The following is a 21,734-nucleotide window of genomic DNA, read 5'->3' on the forward strand; positions in this document are numbered from 1 at the left end:
TATGTTTGAGCAACTGCAGAATCTTGTGCTTGTGCCCGGTGGTGTGACCCTCAGCCAGATTCTGGTGCGCCTTGCGGTGTCGCTGGTGGTAGGGCTGTGCGTGTGTTTTATCTACCGCTACAATTCGCGCTCCATTAGCGTGGAACATCAGTTTGGCTTTACGCTGGTGTCCGTAACGATGGTGGTGGCAACGGTTATGTCCGTTATCGGCTCCAACATCACCTTGTCTCTGGGGCTTATCGGCGCGTTGTCCATCATTCGCTTCCGCGCGGTCATCAAGAATACGGCGGATATGGCGTATTTGTTTTGGGCCATTGCGGAAGGCCTTGCCGTGGGCGCGGAAAACTTCACCGTGGCTGTGGCCAGCACCATTGTCATCGGTCTGGTGATGACGATTATGACGCGCTTTGGCGCGTTTAGCCTCTCCAACCGCAACTTTATCGTCACATTCACCACGCCTAAAGATGCTCCCGGTTTCGAGGCCCTGCATAGCCGCCTCAGCCAGTACAAGGATCTGCGCCTTGACCTGAAGTCGTCACTCAGCAACTGCAGCAATGGCTCCTGCGAATACACCTTCGAGGCCAAGGGCCGCCGGGCGGGCAGCATTCAGGCCATGGTGGCCGATATGGAAAAGGAGCAGGGCATCAAGAGTATTTCCGTGCTGAGTCCGGAAACGAACCTGTACGTGTAGAGAAGCGGGCGCCGCGCCGGGGCGTCTTGCGGCCCGCGTAGGTGCGGTGCGTACAGAAAAGGAACTGTTGGCAGAAGGAAAAATCCGGGCCTGCCGCGCTGTGTGCGTGGTAGGCCCGGATTGACGTTGTGTGGGTGGGGGCGCGGCGCTAGGCCTCGTCCTGTGGGCTTTTGAAGCGGTAGAGGAAGTGGAGTTCGCACACATCGTGCCCGGTGCTGCCAAGGGGGCGGGCGAGCTTTTCAAAGCCAAGGGCTTCGTACAATGCGGTGGCCTCGCCAAGCTGGCTGGTGGTTTCCAGGTAGCAGGCGTCGTAGCCGTATTCCCGCGCGGAGGAGAGGGCAAGCAGGACTAGGCGGCGTCCAAGCCCCCGGCCCCGGCACTCGGGCAGGAAGTACATTTTTTGAAGCTCGCAGTAGTGGCCTTCGTCGGTGGCGAGGGGGGCAATGCCGCCACAGCCCACAACGCGACCCTCGCGCTCCAGCACCCAGTAGCGGCTGCCTGGGGCGGCGTAGGTGCTGGTCATGCGGTCCACGCTGGGGTCGCCTACGGCGTAGCCGTCCTCGGCGCGCAGGCCGTATTCTTCCGAGACATTGCGGATGATGGCCGCAACGACGGCGTCGTCCGCTTCCGTGATGGGGCGGAAGGCGAACCCCTCCTGTAGGCGGCGGTAGCGCAGCGCTTTGGCGTAGGTTTCAAGGCCCCGCATGACGGCGGCCTGCTCATGCTCGGCCAGAAGCTCCAGCGCGCCGGAGACCAACTCGTCGGCCTCGGCGTGGACGGCCTCCACGCGGCGCAGCCCCTCCGGCGAGATGGTGAAGTTCTTGGCGCGTTTGTCGTGGGCGTCCGGAGCGGACTCCACCAGCCCCTGTTTGGCAAGCGAGGCAAGGGCGCGGCTGGCTCCGGATTTGTCGATGAGCAGTGTGTCGGCCACGGCCTGAACGGACAGGCTGGTGGTGGAGAGTTCGATGAGGGCGTGCGCCTCGGGTACGGTCAGCCCCATCTGGTCCGCGCGGCCGGCGACAAGCTTCCACTCCCGGGCCAAACTGCGTGATGTGTGCCGGATACGGCGTGTGTGGTGTGATGTCATGATATCTTCCCTATAAAAGTAGTTGCGATGCGCAACCATAAGAAAGGCGCTCCCTCACTGTCAAGGTGGATGTTGATTTTTGCGCAAGCAGTTGTATTTACGTGTCTATAGACAGGTCTATTCTGTGGGTATACGTTCTGCGTACATCGCGCGGCACCGAGCAGAAGGAGGACATATGCAGCTCGACATGCACTACTACGGCACATACGCCATGGCCTACGCGGCAGGCCTGAATGAAGAAACGGCGCGGAAAATCGCCATGTCGGCGCAGTTTGTGGATGACAATGCGGAGGAGCGCCCGTGCGACTTTGACGACGGCGCGATGCTTCAGCTTCGCGCGACGGCGCACCACTGCAAGCAGATTGAAAACATCAACGCCGACGACCAGCGGCAGGTGTGGGTGCCATTTCATTTTTTGCCCGGCGCGGAGGGGGCATCCTACGAGGAGCGGCTGATGTGCCGCATGAACAGTCCGGTGGTGCAGGAGCTGGTGGCGCATCATCTGGGGCTGCGGGCCGGGCGGTTTTCCTCGGCGCTTATTGGCGTGCTGGCGCATGTTTTTGCGGACACGTATTCTCACTACGGCTTCTGCGGCATCAGTTGCGCGGCCAATGAGGTGGAGCAGGACAGCATCGACTTTCATGGCGGGGGCAGTGGCAAGGAGTGTACCTTGGAGTCCTTCTGCGAGAAGTACACGACGCAATGCGCCGCCTTTTTTGCGGAGCAGTTATCCGGCGCGTTGGGGCATGGCGGTGTGGCAACGTATCCGGACCAGCCCTACCTGAGGTGGGAGTTCGATTACGAGCACCGCGGCAAGGGGCCGAAGGAGCGGGACAATCAGAAGACCTTCCTTGAGGCGTGCCGGGCGCTGCATGGCATCTTTGTGCGCTATGGGCACGAGCATCCGGAGCTTGCCGCCGGGGCAGTGCATCCCTTTGACGACATAGAGGACGCCGTGAAGGAGGTGTTGCGCCTTGCGGATGAGAAGGAGGCACGGTGCGACGCATGGACCACGCAGGCGGCGGATGGCTCGCTGCTTGGCGGCGACCGCTTTGTCATTCCGGCGTACGACCCGGAGCCTTGGAATGAGGGAATCAAGCTCATGGACGACACGCGCGATTCCAGTCAGGTGCTTAATCTTGACGTCTTCCACTTCTACCAAGCCGCGGCTCTGCACCGATCCTACGTGCTGCGCCAGCTGTTGCCGAAGTATGACCTTGTTGTGGCGTAGACTGTGGGCAGCGGCATTGTGCGCCGGAGTGGGGCTTTTCCTTGTGGGCGCGGGCGCGGCGCTGGCGGAGGAATACGGCTCTGTGCCCCGGCAGCCCGGCCAGTATGGTCAGGACCGTCCCGACGAGCGCCGGTTCCGTAACGACGCCCCCCTTGCGCCGTGGAATCAGCCGGGAAAGCGGGACGACGCCCTTGCCCCGTGGAACCAGCTTCCGGATCGCGATGACCCTGTTGCGCCATGGAACAGCCCCGGCGCGGGCCAGAACGAGTCCAACGACTATCTGGAGCGAAACGGCCACGACGACCCATGGTACAGATGGGGTGGTGACTGATTCAAATGCACGTGGGGGAACGTTGTGCAGTCCCTCCGCCGGTCGCTGTTTGAGGAGCGGATGAAGCACTTTGGCGGCGGCGTCCCCGCGGAGGGTATGGGCGCCACCGTTGCCGCCAAGTGAAGGCACGGCGGCAAATGGTGTATAGCGGTGTCTATGAAAATTGACACGAATTCAGTTGCCAACTAGTCCATAAGTGTTTTTCGATTGGCACGCGCATGGCTACAGCGCGTTGCGGGCCGGAAGACACATCATGACTGAGACTCCATCTCCACTGCGGGATGGGGCGCATGCGCGTTCTGCACTATGGCAGGAGGCGGGGTGCGCCAATTGGCACTTATCCGTGAAGGGAAGACACCGCAGATGAAGAAATTTGTGCTCGTTCTTTTGGCCGTGCTGCTGACGTCTTGCACGGCGCACAGGCAAGGCGGCGGCGTGGTGCAAGGGGCTGACACCGGCGCCATCAAGGTGTTGGATGTGGACTACGACAAAGCCGTTGAGATTGCCTGGGACGTTGCGGAAGACCGTTTTCTGGACGTTGAATCCTGGGGCCGTGGCGACGGCATCAAAACGAAGCAGCGAGACATGATCATGGGCGCGGCGGTCTCCATCATCAAGCCCGTTCTTGTCCAGTCCAAGGCTGATCCCTCAAATTACGGCATTATTTTCGACATTACATGCCGCCCCTACGGGCCGGATTTTTCCATGGCTCCCGGGTATATGGGGACGGAGTTTCTTGAAGCCCTTGAGGAATACGTCGCCTTCAACAACATTCCCCAGAAGACGTTCAGCGCCTATCGACGCATGCCGAACAAGGGCACGGTCGCCACAATGCCCGCGTCCTATCCACGCACTATTGAAGGGTTCAAGGAATTTCTTGATAGCCGCCCCGCGAACCGTTTTGAAGGCATCTGGACGGACGATCAGTCCCGGTACGTGATGGGCCTTGTCCACGACAAAGAGGACATTCGCTACCCCTACAAGGCGTATGTGCTCACCTCGGAAGAGGTGGAGTGGCGGCCCGGAGATGTGAAAATTCAGTTCAACAAGCTGGAAAAAGATGAGGCGTGTACCAGCACCTATTCCCGGCGCAAGAAGGATTCCCAAGGCGTGCTGTGGCGGGTTGGCAAAAGTGAGATGCTGGCCCTGAACCTTGGCAGAAGGAATGGGCTGGCGCTGATGAAGATGTATCCGGACAAAGACGCCGGAGAGGTCACCGTGTACACGGGAACGTGCTGGCTTTTGGACGACAAGGGGCACGCCATGACCTGCGCCCATGTTGTGGATGGCGCCAAGCAGATTCAGGTCTATACTACGCCGACAACGTTCACCAGCGCGCGGGTTCTGCTTGTGGACGAGGGGCTGGACCTTGCTGTTTTGAAGATTGACGCCGTACCTTCACACCTCAAGCCGCTGCCTGTGAAGCTGACGGGTATGGCCCCTCAGGGCGAAGATGTGTTTGTGGTTGGGTATCCTATTGCGAGTATCATCGGCACGCAGCTCAAAATGACGGAAGGCATCATCAGCTCCACACGTGGCTATGAGGAAACCGCTTCCCAGTATCAGGTGTCCGCTATGGTGAACAGCGGCAACAGTGGCGGGCCGCTTTTCGATTCGTGCGGGCGTGTGATTGGCGTTGTGAATGCCAAAATTACGCGGGAGAATGTCGAAGGCATCGCCTACTCCGTGAAGTCCAACTATATCGGCCTGATGCTGGACCAACTGGGCATCCCCCGCCCAGACCAAGTGCCCGCCCACCCCATGACAGGCAAGGAACTCTTTAAGAAGTACTCCAGTTCTATCTTCTACGTCGAGGTCGAGACCCGGTAGCCTTTCCGCCATTTTCCAGCATCTACCCAATCCATAGCGCCGCTCTCGGCGCAACAGTCCAAGGCGCAGACATATGTCATCATCCAGCCCCCGGACAGGCCAGCCTGTCCGGGGGCTGGTGTTGTGTGCGGGTGAATATGCACGGCTGACAGTGTGAAATCGGCGGCGCGCACTGCGGCGCTGTGCACCCGCCGGGTAGCGAGAATGTGGAGGGTAAGAAATGGATAGAGAGGGTTGATGGTGCTATGTTGCGATTCGACCTATTTGTGCGGTTTTGCTTTATAAATAAAGTGAAATTTGATACGCGGGGAAGTCCTCATTTGTAACTGAGGGTCGTTTTTAGGGAGAATAGCGTGTTTTGGGTCAAATGAGAATGTGACAGGCAAACCAAGGAGTAAGCATCGTGACCCTTCGAAAGAGAGAGGTAGGGGCTGTCGCCATAGCCATAGCCGTCTTTTTTGCATCATTGTTGACGCAGATTCCGGTTGCGTCAGCATCCGGTCCGAATCTTCCCCGCATTGCCATCAAAAAGGTGGCCGTGAATACAAACATCAACGCATCACGAATTGATACGGAACTGATGCTGACGGAACTGGAAAAGGCGCTGCAGGGGACGAAGAAGTTTTCCGTGCTGACGCGCCAGTCCGCGCTGATGCAAGACGTGCGCGAGGAGCAGCAATTCTCCAAAAGCTCCCTTAGCGATGGAAAAGGCGCTGCAGAGGGAAAGCTCAAGGTCGCGCAGCTTTTGCTCATCCCCACGGTGCAGCGCTACAGCCTGTACAGAAATGTGACCCCCATCCCCAACATTGACAACAAGTTCCGCCGCTCGGACCATGGCCTTTTGGAGCTGAGCGTACAAGTTGTGGATACCGCCACGGCGGAGGTGAAGGGCACGTTTTCCCTCAAGGATTCCATCTCCACCAAGCAACAGATGACCAATAGCAAGAGCAAAACGCCGAGTAGCTCCCTGTATACGGCTATGGTCAAGAATGTGGCAGTGGAACTGAGCCGCAAGCTCACCGCGAAGCTGTTCCCCATGATGGTCATGAAGGAGAACGCGGGCATGATTTGGATTAATGCCGGAGCGGATGGCGGCATCAGCAAGGGGCAGAAGCTGGTTATTTACATGCCCGGGGATGACCTTGTGGACCCGTACACCGGTGAAAAACTCGGTAGCGCGGAGATGGAGATCGGAAAGGCCAGCGTGGTGCAGGTGACGCCGAAGTTCTGCGTGGCAAAGATGCAGGGCGACGCCATGGCCTCCAAGGGCTTCATCGTTCGGACGAACTAGGAGGGCTGGAGAGAATGAGAAAGCGAAGTGTTTTTTTGGGCGCAGCCCTTGTGCTCATGATGGCCAGCGCGGCGCATGCCGGCTGGTTCTTTGACGATGAACCGGAGCAGCCGCCGAAGATTGCCGTTATTACTGAGTCGGACATGCGGGTGCCCGGTGCCAACAATATGCCCGCCGGACGCATCCTTCCCGACGCCATTGGTCAGCGTATCATGAATGACCTTGCCCGAAGCAAGCGGTTCCGCGTTGTAGAGTCCGCAGTGCTTCACCGCATTCTGCAGGAGCGGGGCAAGGAGGAGCGCATTGGCGATATCTGGGGCCTTGTGAATCTGTTTTTGGAAAAGGCCGAACCCGGCCGAAATCCCGTGTACGAGCGCTTGCGCCAGGTCGGCGTTGATGCCGGGGCAGACTATATGCTCATCGGTACGCTGGAGGAGCAAAAAGCCGAGATGCAAACAACAACGGTGAAGGAGCTTGGTCTGTCCGTGACCAAAGGCACCCACTCTGCGCGCTTGCTTTTGCGGCTCGTGCGGGTGGAGGACGCTTCGCTTGCCGGCGTGGTGGAGCTGGAAAGCTCGCGGCCGATGAACTTTGACGCATCGGCAGACAAGGATTTGCGGCAGTTTGAGGATGACTTTTGCCGCATGGCATCCACGCGGGTCATTGACGAACTGGTGCCGCCCAAGGTCGTTGCGGCAGGCGGCGGCTTTGCGTTGACCCGTGGCGCGAACGACGGCGTCCGCGTCGGTGATGTGTTCGAGATTCTGCGTCCGGGCAAGGGAATTATGGAAAACGGGGTGCTTCTTGGCACCCTGAATTCTCCTGTTGGCGCGGCCAAGGTGACGAATGTGCAGTCCACCATATGCACGGTGGAGCCGATTACCGGAGAAATGCGCGAGGACGACCTCGGGCGCATTGTGACCTCGCAGGTGCAGCAGGCCGCGGCAAAGGGTGGAGCTGCTAAGGCGACGGCCTCGTACGCTGGGGCAAAGCTGGGCAAGGGGGCCACGCCTTCTCACCTGACGCAGATCGCCATTGGCGCCTTTGAGATTGATTCCACGTCGGCAGACCTGCGCGAGGGGCTTGGCGATCAGCTGATGGAAGACCTGATGGTGAAGTTGCAGAACACCAAACGGTTTTCTGTTGTTGAGCGTAGGGACCTCAAGCAGGTCGGCAAGGAAATTGGCCTGCAGGCAACGCTGACAGGTGAGGCCGCAACAGCGCGCATGCAGCAGCTTGGCGGTGCGGATTACCTGCTGCTTGGGCACCTTCGGAGCATGGACGTGACCGCCACCGCCGAGGCAATTCCCTACGTGAACGAGGTAGAAGTCGACGCAAGTACATCGGTGGAATCCCTTGTGCGCATTGTGGATGTGCACACCGGGAAGCAGGTGGCAGGAGAGAAGATTTTCTTCTCGGCGGACCTTTCGCAGGCGCGCGGCGTCAGCGAGTTCCTTGATCTGTATACCTCTGAGGTAACGCGCCGCGTGATGATGGACCTGTACCCCGTGAAGGTCATCGGCGTGATGGCTGGCGGCGGCGTGTACATCAACCGCGGCAGCGATGGCCGTATCGCCAAGGGCGACCGCTTCGAGGTGTATCGCCCCGGCGAGGAACTTATCGACCCGGACACCGGCGTCAGCCTTGGCGTTATGGAATCCCATGTCGCGTCCATTCGCATTCAGCAGGTTGATCCGGCTAAGGCGCTGGGCACCGTTGTGTCTGGTGAGGCACCGCAAAAGGGCGACATTTTGCGCCCCGCAGCGAAACAGCACGAGAAGAGAGCAGCCGCCGGGGCTGAGGAAGAACAGCAACCGTCGTACGGCTGGTAGGAGGAGCGTCTGAATGAATGTGGGTCGTAAGTTGATGGGAATGGTCTGCGCCGCACTCCTTGTTGTGTCTATGACGGGATGTGTCGCCTCACAGGGAACAACGCAAAAGACGACAGAACCAGCCGATGCGCCAGCCGAGCGTGTCTGCACTCCCTGCGAGAGGGCAGAGGGTGTGCTGGCCGATGGCGTAATGATCAAAAACGGCAACTTCCGCGAAGAGCCATCCGGCAAATGCTCAATCATTTCAGTACTTCCGCCGGAGACGGAAATTGCCGTTTTGGGCACGGAAAAGAGCTATTATCGTGTCCGTACCGCGCAGAATGCAACGGGGTATCTGTTTGCCTCGCTCATGGCTGTGGATGTGAAGGATTGTGAATTCTACGCAGGGAAGGTGCGCAAGACGACGTACGTGCGCGCAACACCCAGCCGCAAGGGGCGCTCCCTTGGGCGCGTGAAGGCAGGCACCGCTGTTACGGTGCTGTCGCGAAGTGGCCCGTATTATCAGGTGAGTATGCCGGGAAAGGAAGGTTACGTGTCCGCGTCACTCGTCTTTGTGGACGTTGCGGATCGGACGACGCTGCCCAAGGCAAGTGACAAGGCGGCGGAGTTTATTCCTTTCAACAACGAAGCCGACGCGCCTGACCACAAGACAACCCAGAATGCCACGGCGCAGAAAAACGGCGCGGACAAAAGCGATGGTGTTGAACTGCCGGGCTCGCGCCTGAGTCTGATGGGCTACGCCAAAGGCATGCGGCAGTATAAGGACCTGCTCCTGAACAGGCAGAACATTCTGGCGTGGAAAAAGCTGGCCCTTGAGGACTACACCGCGCGCCGTGACGCCGCGACCCCTGACGCGTTTGCCGACGAGATAGGCTATCTGGAAACGCTGGAGCGTGGTTCCATCGCGCTGGATTCCGGCTACCTTGACGATGCGGCGGAGTTGTTTGGCGGTGCGGAGCAGATTCTGAAGGCGCAGGGCGATGAGTCCTACGCCGAAAGCGGCGCCAAAAAGTTCTTTGGCGGGCTGTTCTCCTTTGCGACCGGCAACAAGGAGATCCAGCGTTACACCAGCCCCGGCTACGAGCGCGTGATGATGCTCGATATGCTTGCCCTTAGCTATCTGCTGCAGGGTGACCGCGCCGCGTACAACGTCACCCGGCGCGCTATCGATTTGCAGAACAAGGAGCGCGAGCGCTTTGAAGAGCGCATGGCCGAGGAGCAGGCCAAGCTTGAAGAAAAGCGTAAGGAAGTAGCAAAGGAGGACAAGAAGACGGACGAGCCGTCCTTTGACTTCTTTGGCAAGGACTTGGAGAAAACCGCGCTCCTTGGTGATGTGTCGCAGGAGAAACGCGCGGCGTCGGTTGCCAGTGCTTTTGTGAATCCCTTTGCTGACTATATGAACGCCCTTGTGCTTGAGGTGGACGGCTACCTCGATAAGGCCCAGCGTGAGAACGCTCGCATTGCCTATGAAAAGGCCGCAAAGCTCGCGCCGGATTGCGGTATTTTGAAGAAGGCCTCAACGGATATGCGCAAGGGGATTCCGGGCAATAAGCGGTTGGTCCACGTTATTCTTGGCGAGGGCTTTGCGCCGTATAAGCAAGTGAAGACGAGCTATCTGCCCATTGGCGGGCTGCCCGCCCCTGTGCGGCAGGCCGTGTTGGTGTCCGAGCCGTCCACGGTGCACAAGGCCGATGTCTACTATGGCAACTCCCGCTACCGCATGGAGCAGCTTGCGGACTTTGAGGCCATGAGCCTGCGCTATGAGCAGGATAGCCTGCCCGGTCGGATGGTTGAGCTGGGGCTGGAGCTTTTGAAGGTGGTGGGACTGCAAACCGCAGGGAGCCGCTTTGGCGCCCTTGGGCAAATTGCGGCCGAAGGCATTGAACATATGGCGGTGCCGGATACCCGGAATTGGGAGTGCCTGCCCGCAACCATCCATGTGCAGCGCCTTCTACTGCCGAAGAACGCCAAGACCATTAAGATCGTGACGCGAAGTACCAAGGGCAAGGCCATGGGCAGCATTAAGGCCACCTTGCCCGCGTCTGGCCCGGCGGTTGTGTATGTCCGGTCCATCAACGGGCACCTTCACGCCATCAACTCGTCCAAGATGTGGATATAACCCATGGGAGGAATTATGCGGTTCTATCGGGTACTGCTCATAGGAATGCTCTTGTCTGCCGTGGCCTTTGGCGGCTGCGTGCAGAGGACGTCCAGCAAGGGACAGGCGCTGACGACGGATGTTCAAACAAAACACGTCATTTACGCTGAGGGAAGAGCGAAGCTCGTTGTCGGCGATAAGGCCCTGCTTGATAATCTGGCGCTGACGAATGTTCACTTCGGCAAAGTCGGGAATTTTACGCGCGCAACGGTAACACTGCAGAATCTGGCGGATACGTATTACCACATTGAGTGGAATGTTCAGTGGCTGGATAGGGAAGGCTTCCCCGTGGAGTCATACAGCGTATGGCAGCAGGAGGACATGACGCCCAATATGCTGCAGCCGGTGAAGTTTGTCGGGAAGCATCCCGATGCGTGGGGCTTTGTTATCAATGTACGAATGCTGTAGTTGCGGGAGAGTATGATGTTGAGAAAGGTTTTTGTTGTATGCGGACTGTTGGCAAGCTTTGCGCTGTGCGGTTGTGTGACCGGAAGTGGTTCGCCGTCTGGCGGGCATGGACGCGGCAAGGTGCAGCTTATTGATCACAAAACACGTGTCCACAATCAGGCGACGCTGGACCATACGGACTTTATCCAGTTTGCGGATCAGATCACCAACAAAATGCTGGAGTCCCGGCTGGTCAGAAGCTGGGGCGATAGCCGCCCGCGAATCATCGTCGGTAAGGTGCTGAACAATACGGATGAAGAGCGCCTGCGTCATCAGGACATCACGGACAAGATCAATGAAGTGCTGCTGAACTCCGGCGTGGTACGGATTATGGACCAAAGCGCGCTCAACTTTGACTACATCGTCCGAACCGAATTAAACTCCTCGCGCGAGAAGGACAGCTCCGGCGAGGAAATCGTCACCTACAACATGGTGCTGAAACTCTTTAGCGCCAGTGGCGAGTTGCAGGGGCAGTGGAGCGACTATATCAAGATGGTCAAGGCCGGGCGCTCGCTCTTTTAGCCGTCGCCTGTACTGTCCTGTTGGACCTTGTTGTGTGCCGGGTAAGGTGCGCGTCGTAACGGATAAAACAGGCCGCCGGAATGGTTCCGGCGGCCTGTTGTTGTGTGTGCTGTTGAGTGGGGAGGGGCGATGTCCGGGTACGCGCTACGCGCCTTCTGGCGTATCCAGCAGGTCCTTGGCGCGGAGGTAGTCGAAGACGGGGAGGCAGTTGGACCAGGCGAGGGTGCCGCCCATTGAGATGGCGACTTGGCAGGTTTCCACGATCTGCTGGACGCTTGCGCCGGACGTGAGGGATTGGTCGACCTTGGAGACAATGCATGGACCGCACCCCTGACTGATGGCAATGGCCAGAGCCATCAGGCTTTTATCGCGTCGCGCAAGGGCGCCATCGTCGTAGACCTCGGGAGAGATTGTTGAGTACACCGCCTCGTTGAGCCTCGCCATGTGTTCGCGGCTTTCATTGGTCAGGTCCCAGATATGTTCTTCGTAGTCCAGAATGCTCTTGTCCATGGAAAGCTCCTTTGTGTGGTGTGAGGCGTCTGCGACGCGGTGGTCATGGCGGTGTGAGGAATCTGAAGCCGAGGCGCTGGAGTCGGGCTGTGGAGCGCGGTGTTGCCCTGTGCAAGGGAAGGTACAGCGCAGCCTGTGGCCTCGCGTCTGTCAGTCATCGTCCGCAGGGAGGTCGCTGAGAGAAGAAGACCTTTCTGCATTGTCTCAAATTTCGTCAAACCTGCTCCGGAAACGTATTCTTGCGCCTTGCCAACAGTTCTTACAATATTCTAGAGGCTATTTGCAAACGTGATCTCGGGCGGCATGGAGAGTGGTGCTGTGAGGACGTTCAAGGACCAAAATGCTTCTTGCCGTATAGGGACGTGAAACAGAGGGTGCTATCTATGAGAATGAGAGCAAGAGAGTGTGTGGATGAGAGCGTCATGTGCTGTGTGCTGTGCTCTCCGCTGGAATATACAGTTTTGCTGCGGGCCAAGGATGAGGTTTTACGCGTTCTGAACGATATGGAAGAGGACTTAGGGCTTGGCCTGTCGAAGGCGGATGGGGAAGATATAGAAAGCGTTTTGCCGTGCTCCTTTGAGGCTATTTCATGGGACGGAGTGGATCTCCATTGCGAGAGACGCACGCTGGAACGTGTGCAGCGGCTTCTTTTGGCATTTATGCGTATTTATCCGGAGTTCGAGGCCTACGAAAAGCGCCTCAAGCACGATTTCTACACGTTCCTCGATGTGCTTTGTGGTGTGAACCTGATGCTCGAAGAGAGCCGCGTCTTGACCTGCCAATGCGTGGATAATGCTGTTGGTGAGGATCAGGAGTTGTGTTCAATAGCGAATTGGGAAGGTGGTGATTGCTCAGGTATGCGCCTACAGGAAGTAGGCGTTGATAAGCAGAATATGTGCACTGTATGCATGACGAAGGATGAGTTTTGTTTTCTTTCGAATTCCTTTCTCATGGTAGTTGGAGGGTTTCATAATGTGGATTATGAATTCGTTCTCGGAGTGAAGAAGGAGTATGCCAAGAAGTGTTTCGACTGCTTTTATGATAATTATGGAGCAATTGTTGGCGGTGAGGCAAATGTATGCTTGCCCCGAGAAATTTTTGTCCTTTTGCAGAAGGCAATCGTCGCTGTTATGTATAGATTTCATGATCATGATGTATACCATACATACTTGGGGGCGTTTTTTGAGGAGGTTCTTGACCTCCTCTGTAGCGTGAGCCGAGTACTCGAGGAAAGTTATGAGCTGTTGTCCCGTGGATGTCGCGGGTAGGGGGATGAGTGTTATGCGGTCTTCTCACGCACGGGCCACAGTCGATGAGGTTCGCCTCGTACTGCTAATGAAAAGGCCTTTCGCTCCAATTCCTAAGGGGCGCGTGTGGTCTAGGGGGCGTGGCATTTCGGTTCAGGGCCTGTAAGAAATCGCCCGCGCCGCATGGATACAGGCGAGGGTGCAGGACGAGTGGCAGAGGTCTCGCTCTCTGCAGGGCCGTCCCGCGAGTTTGGTCCCTGCGCGTATGACGATAGTGCAGGCTGCGGAGCTTTTGTCCCTGTGTTGTTCTCTTTGCCGCGATTTGCACGAAAAGACTGCATCTTACGTTTTGTTGCGTCGTCTCGTGCGAGTTGGGGGCTTGCTTCCCTCTGTTTTTGTCCGGCAAACGACAGTGCCCGCCTGACGATTTCTGTTGAAAACCAAGCGATCAGCCTATAGGTATAATATGAATCGTTGCAGCTCATCTATATGATGGCGCTCCTCATAAGGGCGGAGGGTGGATGGACAAGCAGAGTACATTGGCAATTGTAAAATCCGCATCGCGAACTGTTGGGCTGGGATTTTGGTCGTCGCTGAAAGACCTGTTGCCCATTATTTTCGTCATTGCTTTCTTCCAGGGCGCAGTGCTTCGCCAGCCTCTGCCCAATGTTCTTGGGGTGATGGAAGGCGGCTTACTGGTGGTCTTTGGGCTGGCGCTTTTTGTGGAAGGGCTGGAAATCGGCCTGTTCCCTATTGGTGAGCAGATGGCGCACGCCTTGGCCCGTAAGGGCAGTCTGTTTTGGCTGCTGGCGTTCTCTTTTGCCTTGGGGTTTGCCACCACCGTTGCGGAGCCATCGCTCATTGCCGTTGCGGATGAGGCCGCAAGCGTTGCCGCGCAAGGCGGGCTTATCGAAAGCGGTCAAAAGGCTATGGATGACTATGCCATGGGGCTTCGGCTTTCCGTGGCCCTTTCCGTTGGGGTATCCATACTCATCGGCGTGCTCCGTATTTTGCGCGGCTGGCCTGTGCATTATCTGATCATTGGCGGCTATGTCGTTATCATGGTGATGACCATCTTCGCCCCGCATGAAATCGTTGGCATTGCGTATGATGCGGGTGGTGTGACCACCTCCACGGTGACGGTGCCGCTTGTTGCCGCGCTTGGCGTGGGCCTTGCGTCTATCATCAAAGGGCGAAATCCGCTCGTTGACGGCTTCGGACTCATTGCCTTTGCTTCGCTGTTGCCCATGATTGCCGTTATTGGCTACGGGCTTGTCCTTTTCGGAGCCAAATAAGGGGGCCTTTGTGCAGTTCTTCACCGAATTTTCAGGCGCATTTTTGTCGACCTGTCGCGATGTTCTGCCGATTCTTGCCCTGCTTGTGGGGTTTCAGCTTTTTGTGCTCCGCCAGCCTGTTCCGCACCCCAAGCGGATGATTGCCGGAGGCGTCTATGTGGTGATTGGCCTGACGCTTTTTCTGCTGGGGCTTGATAAGGCGCTGTTCCCCCTTGGCAAAATGATGGCGACGCAGCTAACGGAGCCGACGTTTCTGCTTGGCGGGGCAGAGGCGGCCTCGGAGTGGTCGGCGTATGGCTGGATTTATCTTTTCGCCGCGCTTATTGGCTTTTCCACCACCATTGCCGAGCCATCGCTGCTTGCGGTGGCTATTAAGGCGAAGGAGGTGTCCGGTGGTGGCATCAGCCAGTGGGGGCTGCGGATAACCGTCGCCATTGGCGTGGCCTTCGGCATTGCCCTCGGAGCCTTCCGCATTGTAACTGGAACACCGCTGTATCTTTACATTCTTGTCGGGTATGTCATTGTCATTATACAAACAATTTTCGCACCAAAGATGATAGTCGCCCTTGCCTACGACTCGGGCGGCGTGACCACATCCACGGTGACAGTGCCTTTGGTGGCCGCCCTCGGACTGGGGCTGTCGGAAGCTGTGCCGGGCAGAAATCCGGCCCTTGACGGATTTGGCCTTATTGCCTTTGCCAGTCTGTTTCCGATAATTTCAGTGATGGGATATGCACAGATGACCCAATGGATGACGGCGAGAAAGAGCAAAAAGAGCCTGAGGGAGGCGCAGCGTGAAGTTTAAACTGATATTGGCACCGGTGAAAACATACAAGACGGACCCCATCGTTGATGCCGCCAAGGCCGCCGGGGCGACCGGAGCGACCATTATCCCCAGCCGCGGCACCGGCATGCGCGAGGCCAAGACCTTCTTTGGCCTGACGTTGGAGGATCAGACGGACATTGTCATGTTCTTGATCGAAGAGCATCTTGTGAAGCCCGTTGTTGCCGCTATTGAAGAGGCCGGGGAGTTCCACAAACCGGGCACGGGCATCGCTTTTGTGCTGCCGGTGGAGCAGGTTGTGGGTATGGAGAGCCAGATTGAGCGGTTTAAGGAAGAGGTACGGGAGAAGTACCTGTAAGTTCTTTCACCACGGATGGGACGTGAGAGGGAGGAAGCATGGCGGCAATCGTACGTGTGCGCGATGTGATGAAGCGAGAGATAGTGAGCGTTGACGGCATGGCCTCGGCCAAAGAGGTTGCGGAGCAGATGCGCAGCAAGCGCATTTCCGAAATCCTTGTGGCGCGTCGGCATGACGATGATGCGTGGGGCATGGTGACCATTACCGACTTGGTGGAACAGGTTATCGTTCCCGGTCACGACGCCGGGGATGTCAGCGCCTATGAAATCATGACCAAGCCCATCATTACGGTGCCCGCCAATATGGACATCCGCTACGCGGTGCGGCTGATGAATATGACCAGCATCAAGAGCGCTCCTGTTGAGGAAAACGGGGAAGTTGTCGGCGTGGTGTCGTTGTCGTCGCTGGTTTTGGATAACAACCTGCTGTAGCGGCAGGCGCGGCGCGCACTGCTAACGGCAAAGGGGCGCAGCCATGTTGCAGATATTGACAGCAATTCAATCCGCGCTTCACCTGAGGCGCGTGTGTTCGCGTTGCGGTGCAAGCCAGACTGTGCGCTGGGAAGAGCGAGACAAGTCTGTCGCATGTAAAGAATGCGGTAAAACGCTCCCGCCACCCAAGAGCCAGTCCTGACCACAGCCCGGTTGCCTCACTGTGCCCGGCGCTGGCCCCGATGCTGGGCCATACCATCGGACGACCATACCATCGGACGGTCCGGCGTAAGGCTGACGCCCTTGGCGCGCCCGGTTTGTCATTCTCCTTCCCGTAATAGTTTCTGGTGACTCCCTGCGCGGCACTGTGTGACGGTGCCGCGCTTTGTGGTGTGTGGGGGCGCTATCATGAGGTCGAGTCACGTCCCGCCCCCTGCCAGAGGGCCTTCCCGCCGTCGCCGAAAATCCCACTGCAAGACGTTTGAAAGCGGACTTTGGGCATTTGCCCGGGGTCCGCTGTGTTGTTTGGAGTGGGCCGCGCTCCTGTTTCTCTGTGGCGTTTTTGCGCCATCATTCCTCAGAATTCGCCTTGAGACGCGAGTATGGGCTGCCGTTGGACTTTTGACGGTTTTAAATCGCCCTTGACATAAACGGGGAATCGTTTGGATAAGCTGGGACCGCAGTTATTGCGAAGGGCAAGGAATTTGTGGGTGAGGGGCGCTGGGCGCTCTGGGTGAGGAGCTTGGCGGCGCTTTGGGAATGGCGGCAAGCGCCACACCGGGCGGCGCTTGCCGCCCCCCTGTGGTCCCTGCTGTGGAATCCGGCGATAATGCAGGCACCCCTGTTCTACAAGGTGATAGGCATATGATGAGCATGATAAAAATAGGGCTGGTGGTTCTTCTCGGGCTGCCTGCTGTTCTTTCCGTGATGACGCTACCTGCGACGGTGATGGCCCTCAGTGGTATAAATGGCGTGAACCTTGAGTCGAGGCTGTCGTTGTGCTTAGCGTTTTTGGTTCTGGTCTATCCGGCCGTTTACGGGATGAGCGTTGTGTTTTTGTGCATAACGGGCAGATGGGGATTCCTGTACATCCCGGCCGCGGCGCTTGTTGTCGCGGGGCTTTTGTGGGGGGCGGCAACCCTGCTTCAGGCCAAGGAGCAAGCCCAAAAGGACGCGCTGGAGGAGGCTGTTGAGGGTGTATTGCATGAGCAGTACGCGGGCGCAGTGCAGCTCAGGACAGACTATTCGAGTCATGGGGACGGCGACGGATACCTGTGCCGACTCCATGATGATGAAGATGGGAACGTTTTTCTTGTACAATTCGAGACGCTTGAGCCGGAGCACATCGCCGCTGCGGTAGAGCGCGAGCGAAGTGCGAAGAACGCCTATGTGGCGCGCCATGAGGCCTTGGCGGCGCGGTGCGCGGAATATGTGGATACCTCCGTTGTTGTCGCCTTTGATGATGGGCACGTGGCGCTATACGTGTACACAACAACGACGGAGTTCGTTACTGGCGATATGACGCCCGTTGGGCAGGCCATCAATGCCGCGAAAAATTGTGCAGACGATGTTTTCATTGTTCTGGGCGGCGTTCCCAACGACGCACGTTCCGGCTTTGTGGAGTATGCGTCGCGCAGTATTTCGACACCGCTGCAAGACCGGATACGCCATATAGCTGACAGCGCATCATTTCGGATTGTACAGGCAGGCGAGGAGCATGCGCAGAACGTTTTTGCGCGTCACTCTGGCATGGTGCCAGCTCTTGTGATGCGCGAGGCACTGGACAATACCAACGCCTCCCTTGCCGCGTTTGCGGAAGAGCAAGGCGTTCGCATTGTGAATGGCGCGCTGGATTACGCCGATGGGCAGATTGTTGTCCGCGGCGAGTATGCGGAGAAAGAATCCGGCGAGACAGGGAAATATACGTACCATTTTATGAAACTACATATAATTCTGGGTGAATAATATATGTTCTTTAGAAAGAAAACGATCGAGGCAATGGTAAAGTCCGGCGATGTAAAGCAGCTTGCAAGTGTTCTGGCAGAGCAGACCGTGGGCGACGCTGATGAGAAGGGCATAACGCCGCTCCAATATGCTGTGCAATACGAAAAGTCCAAAGTGGCGCGGATGCTCCTCGGTATGGGCGCACCAATCGGCAAGAGTGACGATGAGGCCGCGTCTTTGCTGGAGCAGGTTGCGCGTACGTGCAATGAAAATGTGTGGAAAGCCTTTGTTGAGCACGGGCACCACTTGCCAGCCACCATTGATGGCGAGCCACTCCTGCATTGGCTCGTCACCCAGAAATATTACGCAAAGGACTTACTGGATGTTCTGCTGGCAACAGGTGTGGACATCAATGCCCTGAACTCGCGCGGGATGACAGCACTTGCCTTTCTGCTTGGCCGCGAAACCTTCTCGCTGAAGGCGCTGGACCATCTTTTGGAGGCGGGAATTGATGTGAATTATGCGGCAGAGCCTAGAGCCACCCCGCTCGTCATGGCCCTTGAAAACAGGGAACTGCCCTGCACGTCGTCTCTGGGTAGTTGGAACTTTGAGAGGGTGCTGTCGCGGCTGTGCGCGCATGGTCTGGACCTTTTGAATATCCGAAAGCCCCTTGCGACGGGCTCGAGCATTTCTCTGGCGGTGCAAGCGCTGCAAGCCGGCAACTCGGACCGGTTCATTGCGCTTTTCCGCGCGGGTATTGCCTTTTCTGATGATGATATCCGTCAGGTCAAGGGCTTCCTGCGGAAGGATTACTTTGACGAAAAGCAGCGCAGGCAGCTTGTCCGCGTGAATGAGGAACGCGGCAATGTGTTGCCGGTGCCTGTCGATTTTTATGACAAGGCAACACTGAGAAAAATGGTGAAGAACGCGGACGGTACTGACGCCAGCATCGAGATGGTGCGCCAGATTGCCATGAGCGGCGAGTACTTCACGCGCGAGAAGATTTTATTTATCACGCCGCTTCTTGACCGGGGTGTGGACCTCAATGCCCCTGTGGAGCACGGCATGCGTGAAATGACGCTCCTCTGCGCCGTTGTGGGGTGGAGCGACATGCTCAAGGAGCCGGAAGCGCTTGTGCAGTGGCTTCTTGAGCGCGGCGCGCGCATTGAAGCGCATGGGCATTCCGCATTGTTGTACGCCGTGTGGTTCAACAAGCGAAAGATGGTCACCTTGCTTGTTGACCGGGGCGCAGACCTTGATTTTGTGGACAAGCATGGTTTGAGCTTTGAGTCTATGATCATGACTCCGTCTCCGCGTGGGGATCTGTTCCCTTCCGACGATGAAGTGTTCGCTATGTTTGCCCATATCGCCGACCTCTACCGCATGCAGGGCAAGCCCTTCCCCGTGGACCGGAGGGTGCTGAGCGGAAATAGCCCGCAGGAACTGACAAGTAACATGCTTTTCATGTGCACGATTGTCGCTTATCACGGCCACCATCAGCGCCGTCTTTTGAAGCTGTATGTTGACAACGGGTGGGATATAAACAGGAAGTTTGAGCTGGTTTACGCGGATGGCACTGCCGGTTATCTCACCTTCTTTGACTTTATGATGTCTTGCTGTGACCCAGATCAAATTGATTTTGTTTTCTACCTCGATACGTATTCACACTTGAAGTGCGGCACGGCCGATTATGAGTCGGCCGATTCGTTGCGCCTTGCGTTGCTTAAAAAGCACTCCGTGGATGTGATTAAACGAATCATTGCGCGGACGGAAAATATACAGCGCACTTTTACACGGAAGTTCAAGGATGATGTCTACACGCACCGTGTGGAAAACTACCTCTCACTCGCGCTTGATTGGGGTCACCGGAGGAATCCTGATGTCCGTGTCGAGGAGACGTTGCAGATTTTCAAGGCCCTTATCGAGGCCGGGTGCGACGTAGAGTACATCGTCAAGTCCCGCCTTATAGATCAGTATAAAAATACAGGTCTGTATCGCAACGAGGACTCGATCCTTGAACACGTCATGGACGTATGGTCCGGCGACTTGCCGGCGCTGTCTCTTATTGAGGTTCTTCTTGATGCCGGGGCGCCTGTCCACACGCATTTAGGCTGTTTTGGCGAGGCGTTTGTTCATAAGATTTGTGGACGCATTAAGAACCAGTACTATCCGTTTGTGATCGGTGTGCTTGAGATTCTCGAAAAGCGGGGGCTTCTTGAGATTGAAGAGGCATCCGATAATGGAGCGACGCCTCTTCTGCACGCCGCAGGCTCGTCGAATCCTCATGTGACGAAGTGGCTGGTCGAACGGGGCGCCAATGTTATGGCCATTGGCGGCTTTGACGACAGTACAGCCCTGAACCGCAACATAACGAACTTTGCGTATCACTCAAAACAGGACAGGCTGGAGACGACACGTATTCTCCTCGATGCGGGTGCGGACATCAATTACGCGGACAATGACGGCTACACGCCCCTTATGTGCGCGGTGCATTTCGGGTGCCTTGAGGTTGCCCGCGAGCTTGTTGACCGTGGCGCGGACTTGAGCCTTGTGCACGGTATAAGTGGCAAGACGTTGATACATTTGGCTCTTGATATGCAGGACCAATATGACCTGAGAGAGAGGGGGGCGCCGCAGTACACCAGTGTCGATGTGGATGAGCTGCGCAAGAATATGATCTCGTTGCTGGTTGAAAATGGCGTCGATATCAACGCGCCGCAGGATGGCGGAACCACGCCGCTGAATCATGTTATCGTGTCCAATGACGTTGAGATGTTTAAATTCCTGACTGCACGCGGCGCAGACAGCAACCGCGTGGACTTCTCCGGACGGACAGCGGCTATGTTTGCGTGCATGAGGGGCGGTTTTGGGTTTGTGAACACCATCTTCAGGCGCAAAAAGACGGCTGATGTGATTGCGAATACCGATAATGACGGCCTCAACGTCATCCACTACGCGGCCCGCCGCTTTGTTGATGAGCGTGATGACATGCTGGCGGCAAACTTTATTCAGCAATTCGTCCAGAAATTCGATGTCCCCTTGGTCGCAAATTGCGATGGAGTGACCCCGCTGCATTATGCGTGCATCGATGGGAAATCCAAGACCGTTGAAAAGCTCCTCGAATTGGGGAGTGACCTCAATGCGAAAGATAATTCCGGCAATACGCCTCTCCACTATGCCGCTGAAGTCACATATGAGACCGATTTGAATGAACGCTACGCGTTTGTGCGAATGCTGTTGGAGCAAGGGGCTGACCATAGCGCCCAAAATGAGAAAGGCTATACCGCCGCAGATTATGCGCGTATGTGCATTGACGAGGTTGATAACGTGGACGGCCTCAAAGCGCTTATAGCGCTTTTGGATGCCGAATACGTATCGGCAAGAATCCAGTAGGGTAGCCCCCTCCATTTTTAGGAGGCTGCATATGGGTAGAGTCGAAGTTTCCGTCCTGTAGATTATCAAGCATCCGTCGGATAGTAAAAAGGCGCTCGAATATATCGAGCGCCTTTTGTGTTTTGTGGCTGGCTTTTTAAGCGTCGGTGTGTCGATGTGAGTGGAGGTGCTATTGCGCAAGTGGCGCTTTGTCATAGCCTGGAAACCGCTCCCTTAGCCTGTTTGCCGTCTGCAGGAGTGATCCTGCTACAGAGTTGTGGACACGGTGATCCTGCCACACAAAAGTGGACCACCAGTTAAGCCACATCCTTCATGACAAGATGCTTTTCGAATTCGGCGGGCGACATCCAGC

General features: G+C 56.9%; 18 protein-coding genes. 16 read left to right on the forward strand and 2 right to left on the reverse strand.

Going from position 1 to position 21,734, the window contains the following annotated elements:
- Position 1 precedes the first annotated feature (1 nt).
- Positions 2 to 691 carry a DUF4956 domain-containing protein gene (locus ACI3L3_RS13020; protein WP_404845563.1) on the forward strand — a complete coding sequence of 230 codons (690 nt, stop codon included), beginning with the start codon at positions 2 to 4 and terminating at the stop codon, positions 689 to 691.
- Positions 692 to 839: 148 nt separating this feature from the next.
- Here the strand turns inward: ACI3L3_RS13020 and ACI3L3_RS13025 are convergent, their stop codons facing one another.
- Positions 840 to 1,778: a GNAT family N-acetyltransferase gene (locus ACI3L3_RS13025; RefSeq protein WP_404845564.1), complete on the reverse strand. Its 939-nt coding sequence runs from the start codon at positions 1,776 to 1,778 to the stop codon at positions 840 to 842.
- A gap of 175 nt (positions 1,779 to 1,953) precedes the next feature.
- On the opposite strand from ACI3L3_RS13025, the gene ACI3L3_RS13030 reads away from it, so the two are divergent.
- The 8 genes from ACI3L3_RS13030 to ACI3L3_RS13065 all read left to right on the forward strand — a co-directional run bounded on the left by ACI3L3_RS13030 (position 1,954) and on the right by ACI3L3_RS13065 (position 11,420).
- Positions 1,954 to 3,009 carry a DUF6765 family protein gene (locus ACI3L3_RS13030; RefSeq protein ID WP_404845565.1) on the forward strand — a complete coding sequence of 352 codons (1,056 nt, stop codon included), beginning with the start codon at positions 1,954 to 1,956 and terminating at the stop codon, positions 3,007 to 3,009.
- 16 nt (positions 3,010 to 3,025) lie between these two features.
- On the forward strand, positions 3,026 to 3,340 hold the full coding sequence (locus tag ACI3L3_RS13035; protein WP_404845566.1) for a hypothetical protein: 315 nt from the start codon (positions 3,026 to 3,028) through the stop codon (positions 3,338 to 3,340).
- 363 nt (positions 3,341 to 3,703) lie between these two features.
- On the forward strand, positions 3,704 to 5,170 hold the full coding sequence (locus tag ACI3L3_RS13040) for a S1C family serine protease (RefSeq protein WP_404845567.1): 1,467 nt from the start codon (positions 3,704 to 3,706) through the stop codon (positions 5,168 to 5,170).
- A gap of 403 nt (positions 5,171 to 5,573) precedes the next feature.
- Positions 5,574 to 6,461, forward strand: a complete 888-nt coding sequence (locus ACI3L3_RS13045) for a hypothetical protein (RefSeq protein WP_404845568.1) — start codon at positions 5,574 to 5,576, stop codon at positions 6,459 to 6,461.
- 14 nt (positions 6,462 to 6,475) lie between these two features.
- Positions 6,476 to 8,293, forward strand: coding sequence for a CsgG/HfaB family protein (locus ACI3L3_RS13050; RefSeq protein ID WP_404845569.1), 1,818 nt, complete (start codon positions 6,476 to 6,478; stop codon positions 8,291 to 8,293).
- Positions 8,294 to 8,483: 190 nt separating this feature from the next.
- The gene (locus ACI3L3_RS13055; RefSeq protein ID WP_404845570.1) at positions 8,484 to 10,412 is read left to right on the forward strand and encodes an SH3 domain-containing protein; all 1,929 of its coding nucleotides are present in this window, start codon (positions 8,484 to 8,486) and stop codon (positions 10,410 to 10,412) included.
- 15 nt (positions 10,413 to 10,427) lie between these two features.
- Positions 10,428 to 10,859 (forward strand): DUF1425 domain-containing protein, encoded by a 432-nt coding sequence (locus ACI3L3_RS13060; RefSeq protein WP_404845571.1) that lies wholly within the window; start codon positions 10,428 to 10,430, stop codon positions 10,857 to 10,859.
- A gap of 12 nt (positions 10,860 to 10,871) precedes the next feature.
- Positions 10,872 to 11,420 carry a hypothetical protein gene (locus ACI3L3_RS13065; RefSeq protein WP_404845572.1) on the forward strand — a complete coding sequence of 183 codons (549 nt, stop codon included), beginning with the start codon at positions 10,872 to 10,874 and terminating at the stop codon, positions 11,418 to 11,420.
- Between the two features lie 144 nt (positions 11,421 to 11,564).
- Here the strand turns inward: ACI3L3_RS13065 and ACI3L3_RS13070 are convergent, their stop codons facing one another.
- Positions 11,565 to 11,930 carry a carboxymuconolactone decarboxylase family protein gene (locus ACI3L3_RS13070; RefSeq protein ID WP_404845573.1) on the reverse strand — a complete coding sequence of 122 codons (366 nt, stop codon included), beginning with the start codon at positions 11,928 to 11,930 and terminating at the stop codon, positions 11,565 to 11,567.
- 407 nt (positions 11,931 to 12,337) lie between these two features.
- Here ACI3L3_RS13070 and ACI3L3_RS13075 point away from each other — a divergent pair, with 407 nt between their 5' ends.
- The 7 genes from ACI3L3_RS13075 (at position 12,338) to ACI3L3_RS13105 (ending at position 21,382) form a co-directional block, all read left to right on the forward strand.
- Entirely contained in the window at positions 12,338 to 13,198 is an 861-nt protein-coding gene (locus tag ACI3L3_RS13075; protein WP_404845574.1) for a hypothetical protein, read from the forward strand.
- A 518-nt stretch (positions 13,199 to 13,716) separates the two neighbouring features.
- Complete coding sequence (locus tag ACI3L3_RS13080) at positions 13,717 to 14,472, forward strand: DUF1538 family protein (protein ID WP_404845575.1); 756 nt, start codon at positions 13,717 to 13,719, stop codon at positions 14,470 to 14,472.
- Between the two features lie 10 nt (positions 14,473 to 14,482).
- Complete coding sequence (locus ACI3L3_RS13085; RefSeq protein WP_404845576.1) at positions 14,483 to 15,277, forward strand: DUF1538 domain-containing protein; 795 nt, start codon at positions 14,483 to 14,485, stop codon at positions 15,275 to 15,277.
- Positions 15,267 to 15,614, forward strand: coding sequence for a P-II family nitrogen regulator (locus tag ACI3L3_RS13090; RefSeq protein WP_404845577.1), 348 nt, complete (start codon positions 15,267 to 15,269; stop codon positions 15,612 to 15,614). Before ACI3L3_RS13085 ends, ACI3L3_RS13090 begins: the two co-directional genes overlap by 11 nt.
- Before the next feature lie 38 nt (positions 15,615 to 15,652).
- Positions 15,653 to 16,045, forward strand: a complete 393-nt coding sequence (locus ACI3L3_RS13095; RefSeq protein ID WP_404845578.1) for a CBS domain-containing protein — start codon at positions 15,653 to 15,655, stop codon at positions 16,043 to 16,045.
- A gap of 864 nt (positions 16,046 to 16,909) precedes the next feature.
- On the forward strand, positions 16,910 to 18,010 hold the full coding sequence (locus ACI3L3_RS13100; RefSeq protein WP_404845579.1) for a hypothetical protein: 1,101 nt from the start codon (positions 16,910 to 16,912) through the stop codon (positions 18,008 to 18,010).
- 3 nt (positions 18,011 to 18,013) lie between these two features.
- Positions 18,014 to 21,382 carry an ankyrin repeat domain-containing protein gene (locus ACI3L3_RS13105; RefSeq protein WP_404845580.1) on the forward strand — a complete coding sequence of 1,123 codons (3,369 nt, stop codon included), beginning with the start codon at positions 18,014 to 18,016 and terminating at the stop codon, positions 21,380 to 21,382.
- The last annotated feature ends 352 nt before the right edge of the window (positions 21,383 to 21,734 follow it).

It is taken from the genome of Desulfobaculum sp. SPO524 (assembly GCF_044987625.1).
GTDB lineage: Bacteria > Desulfobacterota > Desulfovibrionia > Desulfovibrionales > Desulfovibrionaceae > Desulfobaculum.

Coding starts and splice junctions, on each gene's coding strand:
- ACI3L3_RS13020 (WP_404845563.1), top strand. CDS start 2: ATGTTTGAGCAACTGCAGAATCTTGTGCTTGTGCCCGGTGGTGTGACC.
- ACI3L3_RS13025 (WP_404845564.1), bottom strand. CDS start 1,778: ATGACATCACACCACACACGCCGTATCCGGCACACATCACGCAGTTTG.
- ACI3L3_RS13030 (WP_404845565.1), top strand. CDS start 1,954: ATGCAGCTCGACATGCACTACTACGGCACATACGCCATGGCCTACGCG.
- ACI3L3_RS13040 (WP_404845567.1), top strand. CDS start 3,704: ATGAAGAAATTTGTGCTCGTTCTTTTGGCCGTGCTGCTGACGTCTTGC.
- ACI3L3_RS13050 (WP_404845569.1), top strand. CDS start 6,476: ATGAGAAAGCGAAGTGTTTTTTTGGGCGCAGCCCTTGTGCTCATGATG.
- ACI3L3_RS13055 (WP_404845570.1), top strand. CDS start 8,484: ATGATCAAAAACGGCAACTTCCGCGAAGAGCCATCCGGCAAATGCTCA.
- ACI3L3_RS13060 (WP_404845571.1), top strand. CDS start 10,428: ATGCGGTTCTATCGGGTACTGCTCATAGGAATGCTCTTGTCTGCCGTG.
- ACI3L3_RS13065 (WP_404845572.1), top strand. CDS start 10,872: ATGATGTTGAGAAAGGTTTTTGTTGTATGCGGACTGTTGGCAAGCTTT.
- ACI3L3_RS13070 (WP_404845573.1), bottom strand. CDS start 11,930: ATGGACAAGAGCATTCTGGACTACGAAGAACATATCTGGGACCTGACC.
- ACI3L3_RS13095 (WP_404845578.1), top strand. CDS start 15,653: ATGGCGGCAATCGTACGTGTGCGCGATGTGATGAAGCGAGAGATAGTG.
- ACI3L3_RS13100 (WP_404845579.1), top strand. CDS start 16,910: ATGATGAGCATGATAAAAATAGGGCTGGTGGTTCTTCTCGGGCTGCCT.
- ACI3L3_RS13105 (WP_404845580.1), top strand. CDS start 18,014: ATGTTCTTTAGAAAGAAAACGATCGAGGCAATGGTAAAGTCCGGCGAT.